General features: G+C 46.8%; 13 protein-coding genes. 10 read left to right on the top strand and 3 right to left on the bottom strand.

Annotated elements, in window-relative coordinates:
* Nucleotides 1-275 precede the first annotated feature (275 nt).
* From QUA44_RS19580 to QUA44_RS19620, 9 genes are all read left to right on the top strand, one after another.
* Entirely contained in the window at nt 276-806 is a 531-nt protein-coding gene (locus QUA44_RS19580) for an FHA domain-containing protein (RefSeq protein ID WP_333253478.1), read from the top strand.
* A gap of 234 nt (nt 807-1,040) precedes the next feature.
* The gene (locus tag QUA44_RS19585; RefSeq protein WP_333253474.1) at nt 1,041-3,044 is read left to right on the top strand and encodes an FHA domain-containing protein; all 2,004 of its coding nucleotides are present in this window, start codon (nt 1,041-1,043) and stop codon (nt 3,042-3,044) included.
* 291 nt (nt 3,045-3,335) lie between these two features.
* The gene (locus tag QUA44_RS19590; RefSeq protein ID WP_333253471.1) at nt 3,336-3,764 is read left to right on the top strand and encodes a hypothetical protein; all 429 of its coding nucleotides are present in this window, start codon (nt 3,336-3,338) and stop codon (nt 3,762-3,764) included.
* A gap of 132 nt (nt 3,765-3,896) precedes the next feature.
* Nucleotides 3,897-5,048, top strand: a complete 1,152-nt coding sequence (locus tag QUA44_RS19595) for a DNA cytosine methyltransferase (RefSeq protein ID WP_333253469.1) — start codon at nt 3,897-3,899, stop codon at nt 5,046-5,048.
* Between the two features lie 195 nt (nt 5,049-5,243).
* Nucleotides 5,244-6,584: a tRNA (N6-isopentenyl adenosine(37)-C2)-methylthiotransferase MiaB gene (miaB, locus tag QUA44_RS19600; RefSeq protein WP_333253467.1), complete on the top strand. Its 1,341-nt coding sequence runs from the start codon at nt 5,244-5,246 to the stop codon at nt 6,582-6,584.
* A gap of 196 nt (nt 6,585-6,780) precedes the next feature.
* Nucleotides 6,781-7,851 (top strand): D-alanine--D-alanine ligase family protein, encoded by a 1,071-nt coding sequence (locus tag QUA44_RS19605; RefSeq protein WP_333253465.1) that lies wholly within the window; start codon nt 6,781-6,783, stop codon nt 7,849-7,851.
* A 263-nt stretch (nt 7,852-8,114) separates the two neighbouring features.
* The gene (locus QUA44_RS19610; RefSeq protein ID WP_333253463.1) at nt 8,115-9,197 is read left to right on the top strand and encodes an AI-2E family transporter; all 1,083 of its coding nucleotides are present in this window, start codon (nt 8,115-8,117) and stop codon (nt 9,195-9,197) included.
* 657 nt (nt 9,198-9,854) lie between these two features.
* Complete coding sequence (locus tag QUA44_RS19615; protein ID WP_333253462.1) at nt 9,855-11,141, top strand: HhoA/HhoB/HtrA family serine endopeptidase; 1,287 nt, start codon at nt 9,855-9,857, stop codon at nt 11,139-11,141.
* Nucleotides 11,142-11,387: 246 nt separating this feature from the next.
* On the top strand, nt 11,388-12,260 hold the full coding sequence (locus QUA44_RS19620) for an MBL fold metallo-hydrolase (RefSeq protein WP_333253461.1): 873 nt from the start codon (nt 11,388-11,390) through the stop codon (nt 12,258-12,260).
* A gap of 95 nt (nt 12,261-12,355) precedes the next feature.
* Here QUA44_RS19620 and QUA44_RS19625 read toward each other — a convergent pair whose 3' ends face one another.
* The 3 genes from QUA44_RS19625 to gcvH form a co-directional block, all read right to left on the bottom strand.
* Nucleotides 12,356-14,038: a glycoside hydrolase family 44 protein gene (locus QUA44_RS19625; RefSeq protein WP_333253459.1), complete on the bottom strand. Its 1,683-nt coding sequence runs from the start codon at nt 14,036-14,038 to the stop codon at nt 12,356-12,358.
* A 274-nt stretch (nt 14,039-14,312) separates the two neighbouring features.
* Nucleotides 14,313-17,198 carry an aminomethyl-transferring glycine dehydrogenase gene (gcvP, locus tag QUA44_RS19630; RefSeq protein ID WP_333253534.1) on the bottom strand — a complete coding sequence of 962 codons (2,886 nt, stop codon included), beginning with the start codon at nt 17,196-17,198 and terminating at the stop codon, nt 14,313-14,315.
* A gap of 364 nt (nt 17,199-17,562) precedes the next feature.
* Complete coding sequence (gene gcvH / locus QUA44_RS19635; protein WP_333253457.1) at nt 17,563-17,952, bottom strand: glycine cleavage system protein GcvH; 390 nt, start codon at nt 17,950-17,952, stop codon at nt 17,563-17,565.
* A gap of 60 nt (nt 17,953-18,012) precedes the next feature.
* On the opposite strand from gcvH, the gene QUA44_RS19640 reads away from it, so the two are divergent.
* Nucleotides 18,013-18,840, top strand: a complete 828-nt coding sequence (locus QUA44_RS19640; protein ID WP_333253455.1) for an alpha/beta hydrolase — start codon at nt 18,013-18,015, stop codon at nt 18,838-18,840.
* Nucleotides 18,841-18,863 lie beyond the last annotated feature (23 nt).

The following is an 18,863-nucleotide window of genomic DNA, read 5'->3' on the forward strand; positions in this document are numbered from 1 at the left end:
AAATCTTGAACGGCAATTTTTTAACCAAGCTGCACTGCGGTCAATAATTTTGCGGGAAAGAAAAGCTGGCAAGCGCGAGTCAGTCTCTCAAAAAAAGCCAATACGAGCACTAAAATCCCCGACTTCGGGGCTTTTTTGTTTAGCTGCACATAATATTTTTAGAAGTGCGATCGAGTCGGCGTCAATAATTATAATTAAGTTTTTTGGTGAGGAACTCCGTCCTCAAAATAAATCAGTTAATATTTTTTTATATTTTTGAGCCAACCGATACAATCATGACAAACCAGCTCACTTTAGCATGGACAGAAGCTGGGGTGCGTCAAACTCGAACAATTGAAAACGGACAGCCGAGCAAAAATCCGGGAACCGTGAGGCTAGGGCGCGATCCGGCGAAGTGCGATATAGTATTTTCGCATCCCAGCGTATCGGGGCTGCACGTTGAAATATTTTTTAATCAGGAATTGCAGGAGTATGCAGTGCGGAATTTGCGCGAAAGCAATCCGCCCCTGGTAGACGGAAAAATTCTCACCCAAGGCGAAGCAACATTGAGATCCGACAGCCACCTCCATTTAGGTCAAGTGGAAATTGAGGTGCTGAAGGTGACGGAGGTAGAGGTAGCCGGGCCGCTGACTGTTTTGCTGTCCGGGCCTCCGGTTCAAAGTTCTTCCCCGCCGACGGGGCCTTCAAGCTACGGTTTGCAGTGTCCCAAGTGCAGCCGAATTTCGCCTTACGCACAGTCGAATGCGGGGTGTCCGTGGTGCGGTACTTCTTTGGCAGCGGCGGCGAGTGTGATGCTTTCTCCGTGAAAGTTTGAAAAACTGAGATGTTGCACCATTCTCAAGAACGGGCAAGATGCCCGTTCCACAAAGAGTTAATTTTCTTGTGGAACAGGCCGGAAAGCCTGTTCATAAAAGGCTAATTGACAATGGTGCAACATATGAGAAAAAGGGAAAATGGGGCTATCCGCTAAACACTCTCAACTTCAAAAATCTTTTTTTGCAGAAAGCTCAAAGCCGACGGCTGATGTTTAAAAAATAATCATGAATTCTCAACCCTTGCGCCTGCGACTGACTTGGACAGATACAGCTACGGGGGATTGTCGATCGCCCATACTCGACTTACCCATCGCTTTGGGACGAATTTTTGAAGCTATGCCGGCGACAATCAACGGGGAACGAGTTTCTCGAATTGCCCTCAGCAGCAGTCAAGTTTCTCGGTTCCACGCAGTGATTGGCACCGAAGGCAACAGTATTGTACTCACTGACACGGGCAGCCGCAACGGTACTTTTGTCAACGGCGTTCGCCAAACCCGTTGCGTGCTGGCAAACGGGGATATGCTGCAAGTTGGGCCCTACGTGATCGGCATTTCTTTTGCTGTTAATTCCCCAGAAACGCCGTCGGTCAATTCTCACATTTTCTTTAACCCGCAGACCAATGGGCCAGACCCGGCATTGGGACACCAAATAATGTTGCAGGTTCCTCAGACAAGTAGTAGGGGAGAATTTCCGCCGATCGCATTTTTGCAAGCTTCTCAAGTGTCAATGCGATCGCTCGAATCTATGGGACTTCCTGTGACAGAAGTTGATTGGGCTGCCGTTGGCGGTGGTTTGGGCAGCTTTATTTGGGTGGATTTGCTGAGAATTTGCGGCGTGAAAATCGATCGAATTGCGGTTTTGGGCATGGAAAACCAGCCTTACGCCCGCTACCTGCGTTTGTGCCTGAATTCTCAAATTCCGCTGCGGGAACGCCTAAGATCGAATTCTGACTCTTGTCCAGACAACATTTGGGGCTGGCCTCCCTATGCTTTGCGGGAAGCTTGGCAGGAATTGCTGAAAGGGCGTTTGGGGATGTCGTTGAAGTTGATGTGGCAGGTGTTTGCTGAACCGACTTTTGCCGAAACTTATACGCCTCGCGCGGGAAATGTGTTTGATTCTATTGACAGGGAGGTCGATCGAATTGGGTGGAATCAGATGTTTCGCTACGGTAGAGTGCGGGGAATTCGCAAAACAGATGACGGCAGGTACGCGATCGCTTATTCTCGATCGAATGCGGATCACCGCGACCACGCTTTTTTAATCGCCAAATACGTACACTTAGCCACCGGCTATCCTGCCATTCAATTTCTGCCCGACTTGCAAGCTTACCGCGAAAAAACCCAGGATTTTGAGTCGGTTGTCAACGCTTACGAAAACCACGACGGCGTTTACGAAAAATTGGAGGCCAGCGGCGGCAGCGTGTTAATTAGAGGCCGGGGAATTGTGGCTTCACGGGTTGTGCAGCGAATTTACGAAGCGCGACAGCGGAACCGCAACATTCAAGTATTGCATTTGATGCGATCGCCCAAACCCCAAGGCAACAAATTTAACCTCGCTCAGCGTAACGTCGAAAATCACTACGAATTTCAACCTTTCAACTGGCCGAAAGCTTGCTGGGGCGGGGAACTCCGCCTACTTTTGGAAAAAGCCGCCCCCGAATTTCGGCCGCAGTTGCTCACCGACTGGGGCGGCACTACCACAGCCCAGCGCAGCGACTGGCGGCGGATTGTCAAAGAAGGTTTAAGTCACGGATGGTATCAAATTACCTTCGGTGAAGTCGAGCGAGTCGAGCGCGACAGTCAAAACCGCACGGTGACGTACATTCAGGAGAAGGAACTCAAGGGGCAAATTAAGTTAGAAGCTGATTTTATTATTGACGCTACGGGTTTGGACGCTAAGGTAAAAACCAGTCCCCTGTTAAACGATTTGGTAGCTCAATATAATCTTCCCCTCAACGGTTTGGGCCGGCTGAGCGTTAACAATGATTTTGAAGTGCCCGAATTGCGGAATTCTTCTGCTAGCAACACAGAAGGCCGAGTATACGCAGCCGGCGCGATTACTTTGGGAGGGGCTTACGCGCCGGTAGACAGCTTTTTAGGCTTGCAATACGCCGCCTTGCGATCGGTTGAAAGTCTGGCCGCCAACCGAGTTCCGGATGTGCGGAAATTGAGCGTTTGGCGATCGTTCGTGCAGTGGTTGAAGTGGATTTTCAATAAATCTCCCGGCTAATTTGAAGGACGAAGTTCGGCAACAAGCAATGTACAAGATTTAATGAATTTAAGTGAGATATTGCACTATTTCAATAGGTTTTTTACGGGCGGGCAGGATGCCCAACCCCTACTCCCCACAAGAAAACTCACTCTTTGTGGAACAGGCATCTTGCCTGTTCTTGAAAATGATAAAAAATGTCAGATTTAACTGATTTAAACGAACTTAGCCTTCAATCTACAATCGAAAATTCAAGCCTTCGCTAGCCACACAACCTTCCCATTCAATCTAAAATCTAAAATCTAAACTCGCATGACTCCCACCTTATTCGGCCGCTGGCAAACTCGGTTCTTGCTATTTGCAACCGTAGGCATTTTAGTAACGCTGCCTTTTTTTCTAGGTTTAATTACCTCCCAATCAGGCTCAATCTTTTTCTGGATTTTAGGGTATGTAGCGATTTTTGGCATCGGCTGGGATGCGTTATATATCTACATCCAACAGTTCCGCTGGGATCGAGATTGGCCAGGCGCATTTCAATTGCTCGCTGGGATGTGGGAAGCACTTTTTGTGTTATTTTTAATCAAAATTATCGGTTTGCCGGGGATACCGCCGGAAGATTTTGACTTGGGAGCTTTTGCCTTGCATTATAGTTTAGTGTGGCTAGCTATTTATGTGGGATCGCAAACACTGATGCGAATTTTGTTTCCCTACTGGCGTTTCCGAGGCGGCCAATGGTTGTAACAATATTGTGTGATTTTTGTGATGCCTGTAGGGGCGGGTTTTACAAATAATAATCGCCTCAAATTAATAATCTCATAAACCCGCCCCGCCCCGGTCAATTACCAATTACCAATTCCCAATTCCCAATTCCCCATGCCCAATTCCCAATTCCCAATTCCCTGTATTTTCTCATTTTTTTCAGGTTCAGGCTTCCTCGATTTGGGTTTTGAATTAAGCGGCTTTAATGTAGCGTATGTCAATGAAATTTTCCCACCATTCATGCAAGCATACCGCTATTCTCGGCAGTGCCTGAATTTGCCGCTACCAGAATACGGATATTGCGAAGGAGAGGAAGCAGATGTAACTCGACTTGTAGGGGGAGAACCAGCTTTTCGCCTGCGGGAATTGATGCAGGATGCCCGCAAGCATCACGATATTGTAGGATTTATCGCGGGGCCACCTTGTCCTGATTTTTCTATTGGTGGCAAAAACCGAGGCGGGGAAGGAGACAAAGGTCAACTTTCAGCTTCATACATTGAATTGATTTGTCAGCAGCAGCCAGATTTCTTTTTATTTGAAAATGTCAAAGGTCTGTGGAGAACCAAAAAACATAAATCTTTTTACGACGAACTAAAACATCAGTTGGCCAATTCGGGATACGTTTTTGCCGAACGTTTAATTAATGCGATAGAATACGGTGTGCCGCAAGATAGAGATAGAATTATTTTGATTGGACTTAGAAAAAACCTTGTCAAAAATCTGGGCATTTCCCTCGATGAAAAAAGCCAAATGTTATCCGAAAGTTTATTTAGTTGGGAAAGTCAGATATTATATCCCAAATCAGAAATCTTTTCTCATCCTTGGCCGGATAGAACGGCCTTTGCAGAGGATGGTTTCTTGCCTTGTCCTGATGGCATTTTCCAAGATTTAACGGTAGAATTTTGGTTCCAAAAAAATGACGTTCTCAACCATCCCAATGCCAAACACTATTTCCAACCCAAAGCAGGCATTAAGCGGTTTGCTTCCGTTGATGAAGGAGATGATTCCAAAAAATCTTTCAAGCGATTGCATCGGTGGCGTTATTCGCCAACAGCTTGTTACGGCAATAACGAAGTTCACTTGCACCCTTACAAACTTCGCAGGCTTTCAGTTGCAGAAACACTGGCTATTCAGTCACTGCCAAAAGATTTTGCACTGCCGGCTAAGATGACGTTGACTAATATGTTTAAAACTGTTGGCAATGGGGTTCCTTATTTGGCTGCACAAGGTATTGCCAAAACAATTTTACAGTTTTTATCTAACTAAAAAAAACGAATAGCCAGATACCCGACTTCGCAGATTTTGTCGGTATCTAAAAATATTTGTAGCGATAAGGGGCGCATTGCACACCCTATAATTACTAAAATTCCCAATTACCAGACGTATGTCGTTTAACACAGAAGTGTTATAATAAAGTGTTAAGGTTGAAAACCTATATTTTTTATTTGCCTGCAATTCGCCATGACTGTTAAACCCCGCCGCTATCACATCACGACTTTCGGATGCCAGATGAATAAAGCCGACTCGGAACGGATGGCCGGCATTCTGGAAAATATGGGCTTTGAGTTCTCGGAAGACCCGAACGAAGCTAGCTTGATTCTCTACAATACTTGCACGATTCGCGACAATGCCGAACAAAGAGTTTATTCTAACCTGGGAAGGCAAGCTCATCGCAAGCGCAAAGAACCTGGTTTGACTTTAGTTGTGGCTGGATGCGTGGCGCAGCAGGAAGGTGAAGCACTGCTTCGCAGAGTGCCGGAATTGGACTTAGTAATGGGGCCGCAACACGCTAACCGACTTGAAGATTTGCTGGAAGAAGTTTTTCAGGGAAATCAAGTTGTGGCGACTGAAGCTGTGGAGATTATGGAGGATATTACTAAGCCTCGCCGTGATAGTAAGGTGACTGCTTGGGTGAATGTAATTTATGGCTGCAATGAACGCTGCACTTATTGTGTTGTGCCGAATGTTCGCGGGGTTGAACAGTCACGAATGCCGGAGGCTATTCGGGCAGAAATGGAGGAGTTGGGTCGTCAAGGTTACAAGGAAGTAACTTTGTTGGGGCAGAATATTGATGCTTACGGGCGCGATTTGCCTGGGACGAAACCGGACGGCAGCAACCAGCATACTTTGACGGATTTGCTTTATTTTGTGCAGGATGTTCCTGGGGTCGATCGCCTCAGATTTGCTACTAGCCACCCGCGCTATTTTACGGAAAGATTGATTAAGGCTTGTGCGGAATTGCCGCAGGTTTGTGAACATTTTCACATTCCTTTTCAGTCGGGAGATAATGATATTTTGAAGGCGATGTCGCGGGGTTATACTCAGGAAAAATACCGCCGGATTATTGATACAATTCGCCGTTATATGCCGGATGCTTCGATTACTGCGGATGCGATTGTCGGTTTTCCTGGGGAGACGGAAGCGCAGTTTGAGAAGACTTTGAAGTTAATCGAAGACGTTGGTTTCGATTTGGTGAATACTGCTGCTTATTCGCCGCGTCCGGGAACACCGGCAGCTTTGTGGGAAAATCAGTTGAGTGAGGATGTGAAGGCCGATCGCCTGCAACGAATCAATCATGTAGTCACAACAACGGCGATGGAGCGATCGCAGCGCTATTTCGGACGCACTGAAGAGGTTTTGGTGGAAGTTCAAAATCTCAAAGATTTAACTCAGGTGATGGGGCGCACTCGCGGCAATCGCCTCACATTTTTTAAGGGCGATATCGCTGAATTGGCTGGTAAAATTGTGCGGGTTAAAATTACAGATATTCGCGCTTTTAGTTTGACAGGGGAAATCCTTTGAATAGCACCGGAATGAGAGAGGGGACGGCTTACTGGTGAACTTTTCTAAGAAGATGTGATTTTTTTACCGCAGAGAGCGCAGAGGACACAGAGGAAGGGTGGAAGGGTGGAGATAAGTAGTCTTAAAGCGGTTCGTATGTGCCTTAGTTGCGCTCTGTGCGTGTATATTTGTCAAAAAGTACCGGGAGTATGGAAAAATGACGAAGATGCGGATTGGGTTACTCTTCGGCGGGCGATCGGGCGAACATGAAGTCTCGATTAGTTCGGCGCGGGCGATCGCCCGTGCCCTCGCGGATGACGAAAATGCCTCTAAGTACGAAGTTCTGCCCTTTTACATTCAAAAAAACGGCCGCTGGCTGTCGGGAACATTACCTCAACAAGTCTTAGCCACCGGAAAACCTCTGGAAATAGAGGAACAAACAGGACAAGACGACTCTCCCGCTGGACAGTTTCCTAATTTTAATGCCGTAGATGTTTGGTTCCCTGTTTTGCACGGGCCAAATGGCGAAGACGGTACGGTGCAAGGGTTGCTGAAATTAATGCAACTTCCTTTTGTCGGTTCGGGGGTTTTAGGTTCGGCGCTGGGAATGGATAAAATTGCGATGAAAATGGCTTTTGCTCACGCTGGTTTGCCACAGGTAAAATACATCGCTGTCAACCGTTCCGAAATCTGGTCTAATCCTTGCGTTTTCCCCAAACTATGTGATAAAATAGAAGCAGAATTGGGCTATCCTTGCTTTGTTAAACCGGCGAATTTGGGTTCGTCTGTGGGAATTTCTAAAGCTCGATCGCGCGCTGAGTTAGAAGCAGCTCTCGATAGCGCCGCCAGCTACGACAGGCGGATAATTGTCGAAGCGGGTGTGGTTGCTAGAGAATTAGAATGTGCAGTTTTAGGCAACGACAACCCCAAAGCTTCAACGGTGGGAGAAATTACTTTTCAAAGCGATTTCTACGACTACGAAACTAAATATACCCAGGGACAAGCCGACTGCTCAATCCCGGCAAAAGTCAGCGGTGCGATCGTCTCCCAAATCCAAGAAATGGCAGTGCAAGCATTTTTGGCTATAGACGCGGCAGGTTTAGCGCGAGTAGACTTTTTCTACATTGAATCCACCGGAGAAGTTTTGATTAATGAAATTAACACTTTTCCCGGCTTTACAGCTACCAGTATGTATCCGCAAATGTGGGCAGCGGACGGCATTTCTTTCCCGGAATTAGTAGACCGTTTAATTCAATTAGCTCTCGAACGGCACGGGGAAAAAGGTTGAATTGCGAGCGGCAAACTGCTTTCGTGCCAAGAGCAAAAAATAAATTATTTTGCCGATAATATATCCATGCCAGCGGAAACGATATAACATGGTTGTGGCAGGCAGTGCCTGCCCGCAACCCTATTTCTGCTGCTGGTCGAGCAACAGGGAATTTTTAGCAGGCTGGTATAAATTAAATGCAACATAAAATGTTTAAGGGAGAACGGCGAATAGCAGCGTCAATCTCACATCTTGCATCTCAAATTTTAACTCGGTTAACTTAGATGAGAGGTTTCACTCAACTTTCGCAGTGGTGGACTTACGGACTGGTATTTCCCCTAGCGGTACTCAACTGCTGGTTAGCCCTCCTAGTCTTTGAATATTTTCGCGCCCTGATTACAGTTTTGGTAGTGGCTACAGTGCTGTCTTTTTTGCTAGATTATCCTGTGCGCTTTCTGCACAGATACGGCTTGAAGCGCGATCGAGCCGTTTTGTCGGTATTGTTTTTGACTTTACTGGTATTGGTGGTTTTAGGTATCACTCTGGCTCCCATTCTGCTAAACCAAATCACTGAACTCGCTACCCGACTGCCGACTTGGATAGTTTCTGGCACAGAACAGATTGAAGCATTCCACAATTGGGCGGAAAATCGCAATCTCCGCATTGATGTCAGCGGTTTGACTACCCAATTGAGCGATCGACTTTCATCTCAATTGCAGTCTCTCACTGGCGAAATTCTCAAATTTGGCTTGGGTGCTGCAGACAGTCTGTTGAATTTCCTCCTCACAATAGTCGTGACATTCTACTTGCTCTTGCACGGCGATCGCGTATGGGAAGGATTGTTTAAATGGTTTCCCTCCAAACTGAGCCTTCAATTGCGAGAGTTGCTGGCGCGAAGCTTCCACAACTACTTCGTCGGGCAAGCAACTTTGGCGGGTTTGATGGGACTGTCTATCACTGTTGCTTTTTTAATTATGCGAGTTCCCTTCGGACTTCTGTTCGGCTTGGGTGTGGGTGCAATGACTATGATTCCCTTCGGGGCACCTTTCAGTATTTGCATTGTCAGTTTGCTGATCACATTAAACAACTTTTGGCTCGGCGTCACAGTTTTAGCTGTCGCTACAGTAATTGAGCAAATAATTGAAAGCGGGGTTGCTCCTCGGTTATTAGGCGGTTTTATCGGTCTCAATCCTGTGTGGATTTTAGTGGCGCTGCTGGTGGGGGTTAAGGTGGCAGGAGTAGCAGGTTTGTTAGTGGCTGTGCCGATGGCTGGTTTTATTAAGAATACTGTTGATATTTTGGAGAGTTCGAGGAACAAGTCGAGGGAAATCGATTCGGTTAGTTCCATTGAAAATATGGAGCAATAAAATTCCTCCATCTGTTCAAATTTGAGATTTGAATAAAATTTTTGCAGGCTATTTTGACTTAGTTTAGTTTGTACTTTAGCTTGAGGCTTTAGAAGTTTTTTACCAGAAAGAATTGGTTTAAAGCCGGAACCCTTGTAGGGAGAAATTAAAAGAAGACTATTCATTACTCCAATCCTCTTCCTTCCAGGTAGCAGTCGCTGTCAACTGTCAACTGTCAACTGTCAACTGAATTCCTGCTTTAGGGTGAGGCTTTCCGGTGCTTTAGCTGCTATGCTTCCTCGATGCAGGCGGGGTCAAAAACCCCGTTTCTAGGTTAACGTCGATCGCTCACAACGAAGATTTTGCCTAGAATCCTGGTTTTTTTGAGTGCAGGATTGTTGTTGACTTCGGATATCAATCCTGTGAAAAGTTTGCGGGAAATACGGAATATGCGAGCTGGCTAGCGTAGTTTGTATTATCGCACTCAGGCAGTAATTCGCCAGTGCAGACCCAGTTCGATCGCACTCAAAAGCTGGAATCCACAAACAATTTGCCTGCGATTGTCCGGTTTCTACCCCAGCTTGTAGGGTAAACCCCACCAGTCAAGCAGAGTTCATCAATGCTTGAATTAAAATTAAAGAGCCTTTAGTTCTAACTTAATTACAATAGGTGCTAAAAATGCAAAATACTAATTATAACTCTCGCTCTAACTCCCACCAACTCAATACTATGTCAACCAAAAATATGCCTGCTACAACTGTGCGTTCTCGCTGTTTTTATTTGCCGAAAAAACTGGCTTTTTTATCCCTAATTTTGCTCGGCTCCACCGCAACTGTTGGGTGCAACGCCCTAACTTCTCAAGTTCCTGGAAGTTCTAACGCCATTCAAGCTGAACCTTCAACTACAGCGCCAATCTCAGTATTGCCTGCGAATATACTGCCCTCTCAAGACTCTAATTTTGTCACTAAAGTTGTACAGGAAGTCGGCCCTGCAGTGGTGCGGATCAATTCGTCTCGCACGGTAACGAACCAAGTTCCAGATGAGATTCCCGAGCAATTCCGCCGCTTCTTCGGTTCAGAATCTCCGATTGCGCGGGGAAATCGGGTAGAAAAGGGTTCAGGTTCGGGTTTTGTTTTTGGTTCCGACGGCCGCATTTTGACTAACGCTCACGTTGTTGATGGCGCGGATACGGTGACGGTAAAACTGAAGGATGGTCGCGAATTTGTCGGCCAAGTTTTAGGCGTAGATACAGTTACTGATGTGGCTGTTGTTAAAATTGAAGCTAACAATTTGCCTGTGGTGAGTTTGGGCAAATCTGAAGAGTTACAGCCGGGAGAATGGGCGATCGCGATCGGTAATCCCCTCGGTTTGGACAATACTGTGACTGTGGGCATTATTAGCGCTACAGGCCGTTCTAGCGCCGATGTCGGTGTTCCCGACAAGCGCGTCAACTTTATTCAAACCGATGCTGCGATCAATCCCGGCAATTCCGGTGGCCCGCTGCTGAACCAGCGCGGTCAAGTTATCGGCATGAATACGGCGATTATTCAAGGCGCTCAAGGATTGGGTTTTGCTATTCCGATCGATCGAGCACAACAAATTGCCAACCAATTAGTAACAACCGGAAAAGCCGAACATCCTTATCTCGGCGTTCGGATGTTGAGCATTACTCCCGAAGTCAAGGCAGAATTCAATAAAAATCCCAACGCCAAATTGAGGCTGACTGAAGATAAAGGCGTGTTAGTTCTGGGAATTGCCAAAAATTCTCCGGCGGCACAAGCTGGAGTTCGCGTTGCCGATGTGATCAAGAGAATAAATGGTGCAGAAGTCAGCGATGCTGGCAGCGTACAAGAAATTGTCGAGAAAAGTACAGTGGGCAGCGATCTGCAGCTTGAATTGAGTCGCGGCGGACAACCTGTTACTGTGGCGGTGAAAGCGGGTGCTTTTCCAGCGGAGCAGCGGTAGAATTGTTGATTGAAACTTAGATTTTGCACCATTGTCAATAATCCTTTTATGAACGCAAGATGCCTGTTCCACAAGAATATTAATCTCTTGTGGAACGGGCATCTTGCCCGTTCTTGAGAATGGTGCAAGAGGTGAGTTTTAATCGGCTTGGTCTGTGAGACGGGCGTTTAAACCTCCGGCAGGATGTCGGGGGTAGTCGTTAGAGTAAGTTACCATAATTTATATGGGTTATTAAGAGGTAGAAAAATGGCTAACATTAATCGGAGGCGTACTGAAAATATTAATGGTAACTTTTATGTAGACAGTACCTGCATTGACTGTGATACTTGTCGGTGGATGGCACCTGAAGTATTTGGTCAAGCGGGAGAACAGTCTGCGGTTTACCAGCAGCCAACTAATGAAACTGAAGAAATGCGATCGCTCGCGGCTCTTTTGTCTTGTCCCACAAGTTCGATCGGCACTGTTGAAAAACCCAAAAGGATCAAAGAAGTTCAGCAACATTTGCCCGCACTCGTAACACAAAATGTCTACCACTGCGGCTACCACTCAGAGAAATCTTACGGCGCAGCTAGTTATTTAATTGTCCGCCCCGAAGGAAACATTTTAGTTGATTCTCCCCGTTTTGTGCCGCCGCTAGTCAAAAACATAGAAGCTATGGGCGGCATTCGCTATCTGTACTTGACTCACCGCGATGATGTGGCAGATCATCAACAATACCACGATCATTTTGGGTGCGATCGCATTCTCCATGCTGATGAAATTAACGCGGATACTCGCAGTGTAGAAATTCAATTATCAGGCAGCGAACCGCATCAATTAGCCGATGATTTGTTGATTATACCTGTTCCAGGTCACACGAAAGCTCACACAGTTTTGCTTTACAATAACAAGTTTTTGTTCAGCGGCGATCATCTTGCTTGGTCGGAAAGTTTGCAGCAGCTAGTTGGCTTTCACGAAGTCTGTTGGTATTCTTGGCCGGAACAAATCAAATCTATGCAGAATTTGGCTAATTACTCGTTTGAATGGGTGTTGCCGGGACACGGCCGCAGGTATAATGCCGATCGAGACACAATGAGCAATCAAATGAAAAAGTGTGTTGCTTGGATGCTTGATGCTTAGTAGTTTTAAACCCCTTTTATACTCGGCGGTTGAAACCGCTACTACACATACAAAGTCCGGATGGTGCGCGGACTAAGAATAAGAGGGATTTTGTATTACGCTTTTGGAATGGCAACCAAAGTGATAGAATTAGCGGGGTAAGTTGCCTGGAATCCAGTATCACTGACACCTACATCGCTCTGACGGACGATCGCCCGCAAATTCGCCTCGCTGTAAGTGTAAACTTGAGCTTTGGCGATCGGCTTAAATCCTTTCAAACTCAAGTTGCCGGTCAACTTTTGGCTGGTTTTGTTAATAATTACCAGCGTCAAAGCACCGTCGCTGCTGCGTTGCGATCCGTAGATTGACAAAAGTCCCTGATCTGTGCTGTGCGATCGCACCCAAGTATCCCCATACTTGCTGCTCTTCCCGTCATAATTCATGTACATTCGGAAGGCATAGGAACCCGGTTCAGAAGACTTCGGAGGCCCCCACAGCGTCGCCAAATCGAGTTGTTCCCGCCCAAAAATCCCCAGGATGTCGGCTTGAGTCAACGCGCCGTTAATCGACTCTAAACCGCCCCAATTGTATTCAGTAATCGCGACTTTTGTACCTGGATAATCCTGCTTTATCCAGTCTCGAAACCGGGGAATAATTGTTAGTGGCGGGTTAGATTTACCGATCCAACTTTCATCAGTATAAGTGCTGTCCCACAGAGAACGAGTCGATCGCAACCTGGCTGCTTGCGTCTTAGCATCGCCGGCGGGACAATTCGCCACACAGAGGTCATCGACGATAGGGTAGTAGTGTTCGTCGAAATAGTCGAGAATCCGAACACCTTTTTGCTTTTCATAAGCGCGCATTTGCTGCAAGTACCACCGCGCAAACCAGACGCCACCGTGTTTCTGGCGATCGCCCTTTACTCCCGAATCCACATAAACAGGCCAGCCAAAATCCGAGGGGCCGAGTACCTTAGCGGTGGGATCTGTGGCTTTTACCATTGACGCATATTGGTAAGTGCGATCGCGCAATTCGTCATAACTTGTCGGTTCTGGATGAACGTCGCGGTGAGTGTTTCCCCAACCGCTTGGTTCGTTGTCCATTTGATAAATTTGTACGCCGCCGTTAGCAGCAGTACCGTGGGTTTTAACTAAGTGTTCAACCCAAGGTTTCTGGAAAGCTGGATTGCTAACAATACTAACATCGAGGCGGTTATTATCAGTTATCAAAGTGCCGTCGGGACGCTTACCGTTGCCACACTTATCGCCTTCTGGAAAAATGTAGGGATTTGTTTTTTCTTGCGGGCCGTATTTCGATACTCGAAAGCCGCAGTTCCAGATGCTCAATTTATTTACATAGCCAATCATCGGGATGGTAACGATGCTTTTGCTACCGTTATTGCGGTTGGTTTTGACAATTTTGTCGATCGAATCGCCGGGAATCGGGTTTTTGTTGTCGCCGCCGCCCATGAAAAAGAAGTCATCGCCGCTGTTGGAGGAATCGACTAACCAGTTGTAGCGGCTGGTGTGATTTGCGCCCCAGCGTTCCACCGGAATTCGCAACTCTTGCGCCAGGGCCGGATCTAGGGCATAATCGTTCATACCGTAGATGTCTGGCGATATGGGATGTCGATCGGCTGTAACGTCTACAGATAAGGTGAGATTTGCTGTTTGGGCGATCGCGCTTTTGAAGTAAGCTGCGGTTACAGCGATTGCCAAAGTCGTGATTAAACCCAATAAAAATAGAACCAGCCAACGAGGTTTATTTTCGGGAGACAGCCACAAAAATCGTGTATTCATTTTTTATTTTACTTAGGGATTTTTGGATTCTTTTATTAAATCGTTTTCGGCGCGTTTATCTAGGTTAATAAGCTGTTAAGCTGTTTTGCATATAAATTATATGTCAAGAAACAATTCCCCGTCTTGTGGGGCGTCTCGCCCGCCCTGAACATACAATTTAAATGTCCGACAGCTTATACATTTAGATATAACTTTTTGGGCGGGCTAGAAGCCCAACCCCTACTCCCACAATAGTATGTGTGTAAGGTGCCCTGGCCCACCCGGAGAGACTTATTTAACCTTGACTGTAAGCCTCCATTGGCAAACAAGAACAGACAAAATTCCGATCGCCAAAAGCATTATCTATCCGGCCCACCGCAGGCCAAAACTTATATTCGCGAGTTCCAGCAGTCGGATAAGCCGCTTGCGCGCGAGTATAAGGACGGTTCCACTCATCAACCATCAGAGATTCTGCGGTGTGCGGCGCATTTTTCAACAGATTATTTTGCGCGTCAACATTGCCTTTTTCAATCTCCGCAATTTCGCCTCGAATCGCAATCATCGCATCGCAGAAACAATCTAATTCCTGCTTCGATTCGCTTTCCGTCGGTTCCACCATTACCGTACCCGCGACAGGCCAAGAAACAGTCGGCGCGTGATAGCCGTAATCCATCAAGCGTTTGGCGATATCATCAACTTCAATAGCAGCAGATTTTTTGAGAAGGCGCAAATCCAGAATACACTCGTGCGCCACTAAACCCGATTTGCCTTTATACAAAACCGGATAATAAGATTCTAACCGATGCGCCATGTAATTAGCATTAAGAATTGCAACTTTTGTCGCCTCAGTTAAACCCACTCCTCCCATCATCCGAATGTACATCCAAGAAATCGTCAAAATGCTAGCACTTCCCCAAGGTGCCGCCGAAACAGCACCTATAGAATTGCTATCTTTCTCTGGGTTGGGTTCTCCCGAAACATCCGGTAAGAAAGAAACTAGATGAGGCATAACTCCAATCGGCCCCATGCCAGGCCCGCCGCCGCCGTGAGGAATGCAGAAAGTTTTGTGCAAATTTAAGTGACAAACATCAGCACCAAAATCACCGGGGCGGCACAAACCAACTTGAGCATTCATATTTGCGCCGTCCATATAAACTTGTCCGCCGCAGTTGTGGACAATCTCGCAAATCTCTTTAATTTCTGACTCAAACACGCCGTGGGTAGATGGATAAGTCACCATCAAAGCAGCAAGTTCGTTTTTGTGTTTCTCGGCTTTTTTCTGCAAGTCGGCGACATCAATATTCCCCTGGCTATCGCACTCGACAGCAACTACTTTCATCCCCGCCATGACTGCACTAGCCGGATTTGTACCGTGGGCTGACTGGGGAATTAAACAGATATTGCGGTGAGATTCTCCTCGGTGTTCGTGGTATTGGCGAAGGACTAACAATCCCGCGTATTCTCCCTGGGAACCGGCGTTTGGCTGCAAAGAAATTCCCGCAAAACCGGTGATTTCTGCCAGCCACTGTTCGAGTTGCACGAACATCATTTGATAGCCGCGAGTTTGATTGCGGGGTGCAAAGGGATGTATATTCCCAAATTCGGCCCAAGTTACCGGCAGCATCTCGGCTGTTGCGTTCAATTTCATCGTGCAGGAACCCAAGGGAATCATCGATGTATTCAGCGATAAATCCTTGGTTTCTAAACGGTGCAAGTACCGCAACAGTTCGGTTTCGGAATGGTAGCTGTTGAAAACTGGATGGGTGAGATAGCTGGTTGTGCGATCGCAAAAATCTGGTAAAGTCAAATAGGAATTTAATGCGTCTGCATCCAGCGGAATGTTGAGAGCGTTCTGCCCCTCGACCCTGATATAATCCTTATGCTGTCCGAAAATTTCCCATAAATCTTGCACGTCTTCAACAGTAACAGTTTCATCTAAAGTTATTCCGACTGTCGCCTCATCAAAAACTCGAAGATTAATGTTGCGAAGTTGGGCAGTTGCTAGAAGTTCTGACAGCGGTTTGTCTCCCAATTCTACTCGCAGAGTGTCGAAGAAAGGTTGAGAACCAATTTTGTATCCGAAGCTTCTTAAACCGGATGCCAAAAGTGCAGTTAAACTCCATACTTTTTCTGCAATGTCTCTGAGTCCAGACGGGCCGTGATAAACAGCATACATACTCGCCATCACTGCCAGCAAAACTTGAGCAGTACAAATATTGCTAGTTGCTTTTTCGCGGCGGATGTGCTGTTCGCGAGTTTGCAAAGCCAAGCGTAACGCAGACTTGCCGTTGGCATCTTTGGAAACGCCGACAATTCGCCCCGGAACTTGCCGTTTAAACTCTTCTTTTGTGGCGAAATAGGCTGCGTGGGGCCCTCCGAATCCCATCGGCACTCCGAAGCGCTGAGTGCTTCCTACGGCTATGTCAGCGCCGAATTCGCCGGGGGGCGTAAGCAAGCAAAGGCTTAAAATGTCGGCGGCTACTGTGACTAATGCGCCGACTTCGTGTGCCGATCGAATAAAATCCCTATAGTCGTAAATTGTGCCGTCTGTTGCTGGGTATTGCAGGAGCGCGCCGAAGATTGTACGATCGAACTCAAAGCTTTGATGGTCGCCCACAATAACTTCAATTCCCAGCGGTTTAGCGCGAGTTTGCACCACTTCAATAGTTTGAGGGTGGCAATCTTGAGCCACAAAAAACGCTTTCGCCCCCTTTTTGCTAGCGCCGTAACTTACCGCCATCGCTTCCGCCGCCGCAGTCCCCTCATCCAGCAAAGAAGCGTTAGCAATTTCCAAACCCGTGAGCTCGATTATCATCGTTTGGAAGTTCAGCAAAGCTTCCAATCGTCCTTGGGCAATTTCGGCTTGGTAGGGAGTGTAAGCTGTATACCAGCCGGGATTTTCCAGGATATTCCGCTGGATGACCGGCGGTGTGATGCAGTCGTGATATCCTGTGCCGATGTACGATCGAAATATCTGATTTTTTGCAGCAATTTCTTTCAATTCTGCCAAAGCAGCGTACTCGCTTTGCGCTGCGGGAAGTTGCAGGGGTTGATTCATGCGAATCGCCGCTGGAACAGTTTTGTCAATCAACTCATCGAGGCTGGAAATACCCAAAACATCCAGCATTTGCTGGATTTCGCTGGGTGTCGGGCCAATGTGCCGCCCCGCAAAACCACCGATGGGGGAAAGGTTTTGCTGCTGGCTGGGTTCAACTTTCGGGCTGTAGAGTACCAAGGCGGATTCTCCTGAATAGACTTTTGCTTCTTTGTTTGTAACATTTTGCAAAGGGAACAAGGGAGATTTTCTCCGTCTATGAAAGTCCAACAGGAGTTTCAACTCCTGTCTCATATCGTTTCCTGTTGCACCGGAATTATGAGGACACGGCAGTGCCGTGTCCCTACAATTAATCGCGGTAGGGACACGGCAGTGCCGTGTCCTCTATATCATAAGGAGTGCAACCGGAAACGATATGAACCCCTGGCGGATTGTGGAGGAATCAACGAGCCCTAGCCCCAAATTCCCAATCAAAACTCCAAACTCAGAACTACTCGCCTTCCACCATTTGGCGATACTTCTCGACAGACAAAGCATCACTGTCGTCGCTGAGATTGTCAACGCGCACTTTCAGCAGCCACCCAGCCCCATAGGGGTCTTCCGCCAAGTTTTCGGGAGACTCTATAATGTCATCGTTGCGTTCTACGACAGTACCCGTAACAGGCGCTTTCAAATCTTCAACTGCTTTCACTGACTCGACTGTACCGAAAGCTTCGCCTTTTTCCAGGCGAGAATCGACTTCGGGCAAATCTAGAAACACGATATCGCCGAGTTGGTCAACTGCAAAGGCACTGATGCCTATCGTGGCAATTTCGCCTTCGAGTCGGATGTATTCGTGGGTGTCTAAGTATTTCAGGTCATCAGGGTATGTTAGTGCCATGTCTTTTCTCGCAATAAACAAAGTATTCAGTAAATCTTAGTGAACTATGGGCATTTATTGATGAATAAGTGGAACAAAAAAAATATTAAACGCTGGCTTTTTGGAGAATTTTCTGTCAAAAGACTGATGCAATCTATAATTTTTATTTACGCATTTTTATGTTTTTATGGTTTCTTTTTTTCAGAACGGCTAATTTTTCAACCTCCGCCATCTAGCCAGAGTGATAGCAGGGAATTTATCAAAGTTAGCTCAGCTAATGGCATGAAAATTTCTGCTGTTCATTTTCCTAACCCGCAAGCTAAATATACTATACTTTACAGTCACGGGAATGCGGAAGACTTGGGCGACATTTTGTGGCTAGTCGGAGAAATTCGAGATAGCGGGTTTGCGGTGTTTGCCTATGATTATCAAGGTTACGGCACGAGTCAGGGAAATCCTTCTGAGGATAATACTTATCGTGACATTGATGCTGTTTATAATTATTTAACCCAACAGTTGGGAGTATCTGCAAAGCACATTATTCTTTATGGGCGTTCTGTGGGCGGTGGGCCGGCAATTGATTTGGCATCGCGGCAAAAAGTCGGTGGTTTGGTGGTTGAAAGTTCCTTTGTTTCGGTTTTTCGGGTGTTGACGCGGATTCCGATTTTACCTTTTGACAAGTTTGTGAATATTGATAAGATTGGCAAAGTTCGATCGCCTGTTTTGGTGATTCATGGTAAGGCTGATGAGGTGGTACATTTTTGGCATGGAGAGCAGCTTTTTGCGGCCGCTAAGCAGCCTAAATTCAATTTTTGGGTCGATCGCGCCGGACACAATGATTTGATGGACGTGGCGGGCGATCGCTATGCTACAACTTTGCGGGATTTTGCTAAAATGCTTTCGCAATAGCAACTCCTAGGGTGCGTCAGCCC

The organism is Microcoleus sp. N9_A2 (assembly GCF_036701775.1).
GTDB lineage: Bacteria > Cyanobacteriota > Cyanobacteriia > Cyanobacteriales > Microcoleaceae > Microcoleus.

Excerpts from the sequence above, each read along its gene's own strand:
- QUA44_RS19595 (WP_333253469.1), top strand. The coding sequence starts at position 3,897 with ATGCCCAATTCCCAATTCCCAATTCCCTGTATTTTCTCATTTTTTTCA.
- QUA44_RS19585 (WP_333253474.1), top strand. The coding sequence starts at position 1,041 with ATGAATTCTCAACCCTTGCGCCTGCGACTGACTTGGACAGATACAGCT.
- gcvH (WP_333253457.1), bottom strand. The coding sequence starts at position 17,952 with ATGGCACTAACATACCCTGATGACCTGAAATACTTAGACACCCACGAA.
- QUA44_RS19610 (WP_333253463.1), top strand. The coding sequence starts at position 8,115 with ATGAGAGGTTTCACTCAACTTTCGCAGTGGTGGACTTACGGACTGGTA.
- QUA44_RS19620 (WP_333253461.1), top strand. The coding sequence starts at position 11,388 with ATGGCTAACATTAATCGGAGGCGTACTGAAAATATTAATGGTAACTTT.
- QUA44_RS19590 (WP_333253471.1), top strand. The coding sequence starts at position 3,336 with ATGACTCCCACCTTATTCGGCCGCTGGCAAACTCGGTTCTTGCTATTT.
- QUA44_RS19625 (WP_333253459.1), bottom strand. The coding sequence starts at position 14,038 with ATGAATACACGATTTTTGTGGCTGTCTCCCGAAAATAAACCTCGTTGG.
- QUA44_RS19615 (WP_333253462.1), top strand. The coding sequence starts at position 9,855 with ATGCAAAATACTAATTATAACTCTCGCTCTAACTCCCACCAACTCAAT.
- QUA44_RS19640 (WP_333253455.1), top strand. The coding sequence starts at position 18,013 with ATGAATAAGTGGAACAAAAAAAATATTAAACGCTGGCTTTTTGGAGAA.
- QUA44_RS19580 (WP_333253478.1), top strand. The coding sequence starts at position 276 with ATGACAAACCAGCTCACTTTAGCATGGACAGAAGCTGGGGTGCGTCAA.
- miaB (WP_333253467.1), top strand. The coding sequence starts at position 5,244 with ATGACTGTTAAACCCCGCCGCTATCACATCACGACTTTCGGATGCCAG.
- QUA44_RS19605 (WP_333253465.1), top strand. The coding sequence starts at position 6,781 with ATGACGAAGATGCGGATTGGGTTACTCTTCGGCGGGCGATCGGGCGAA.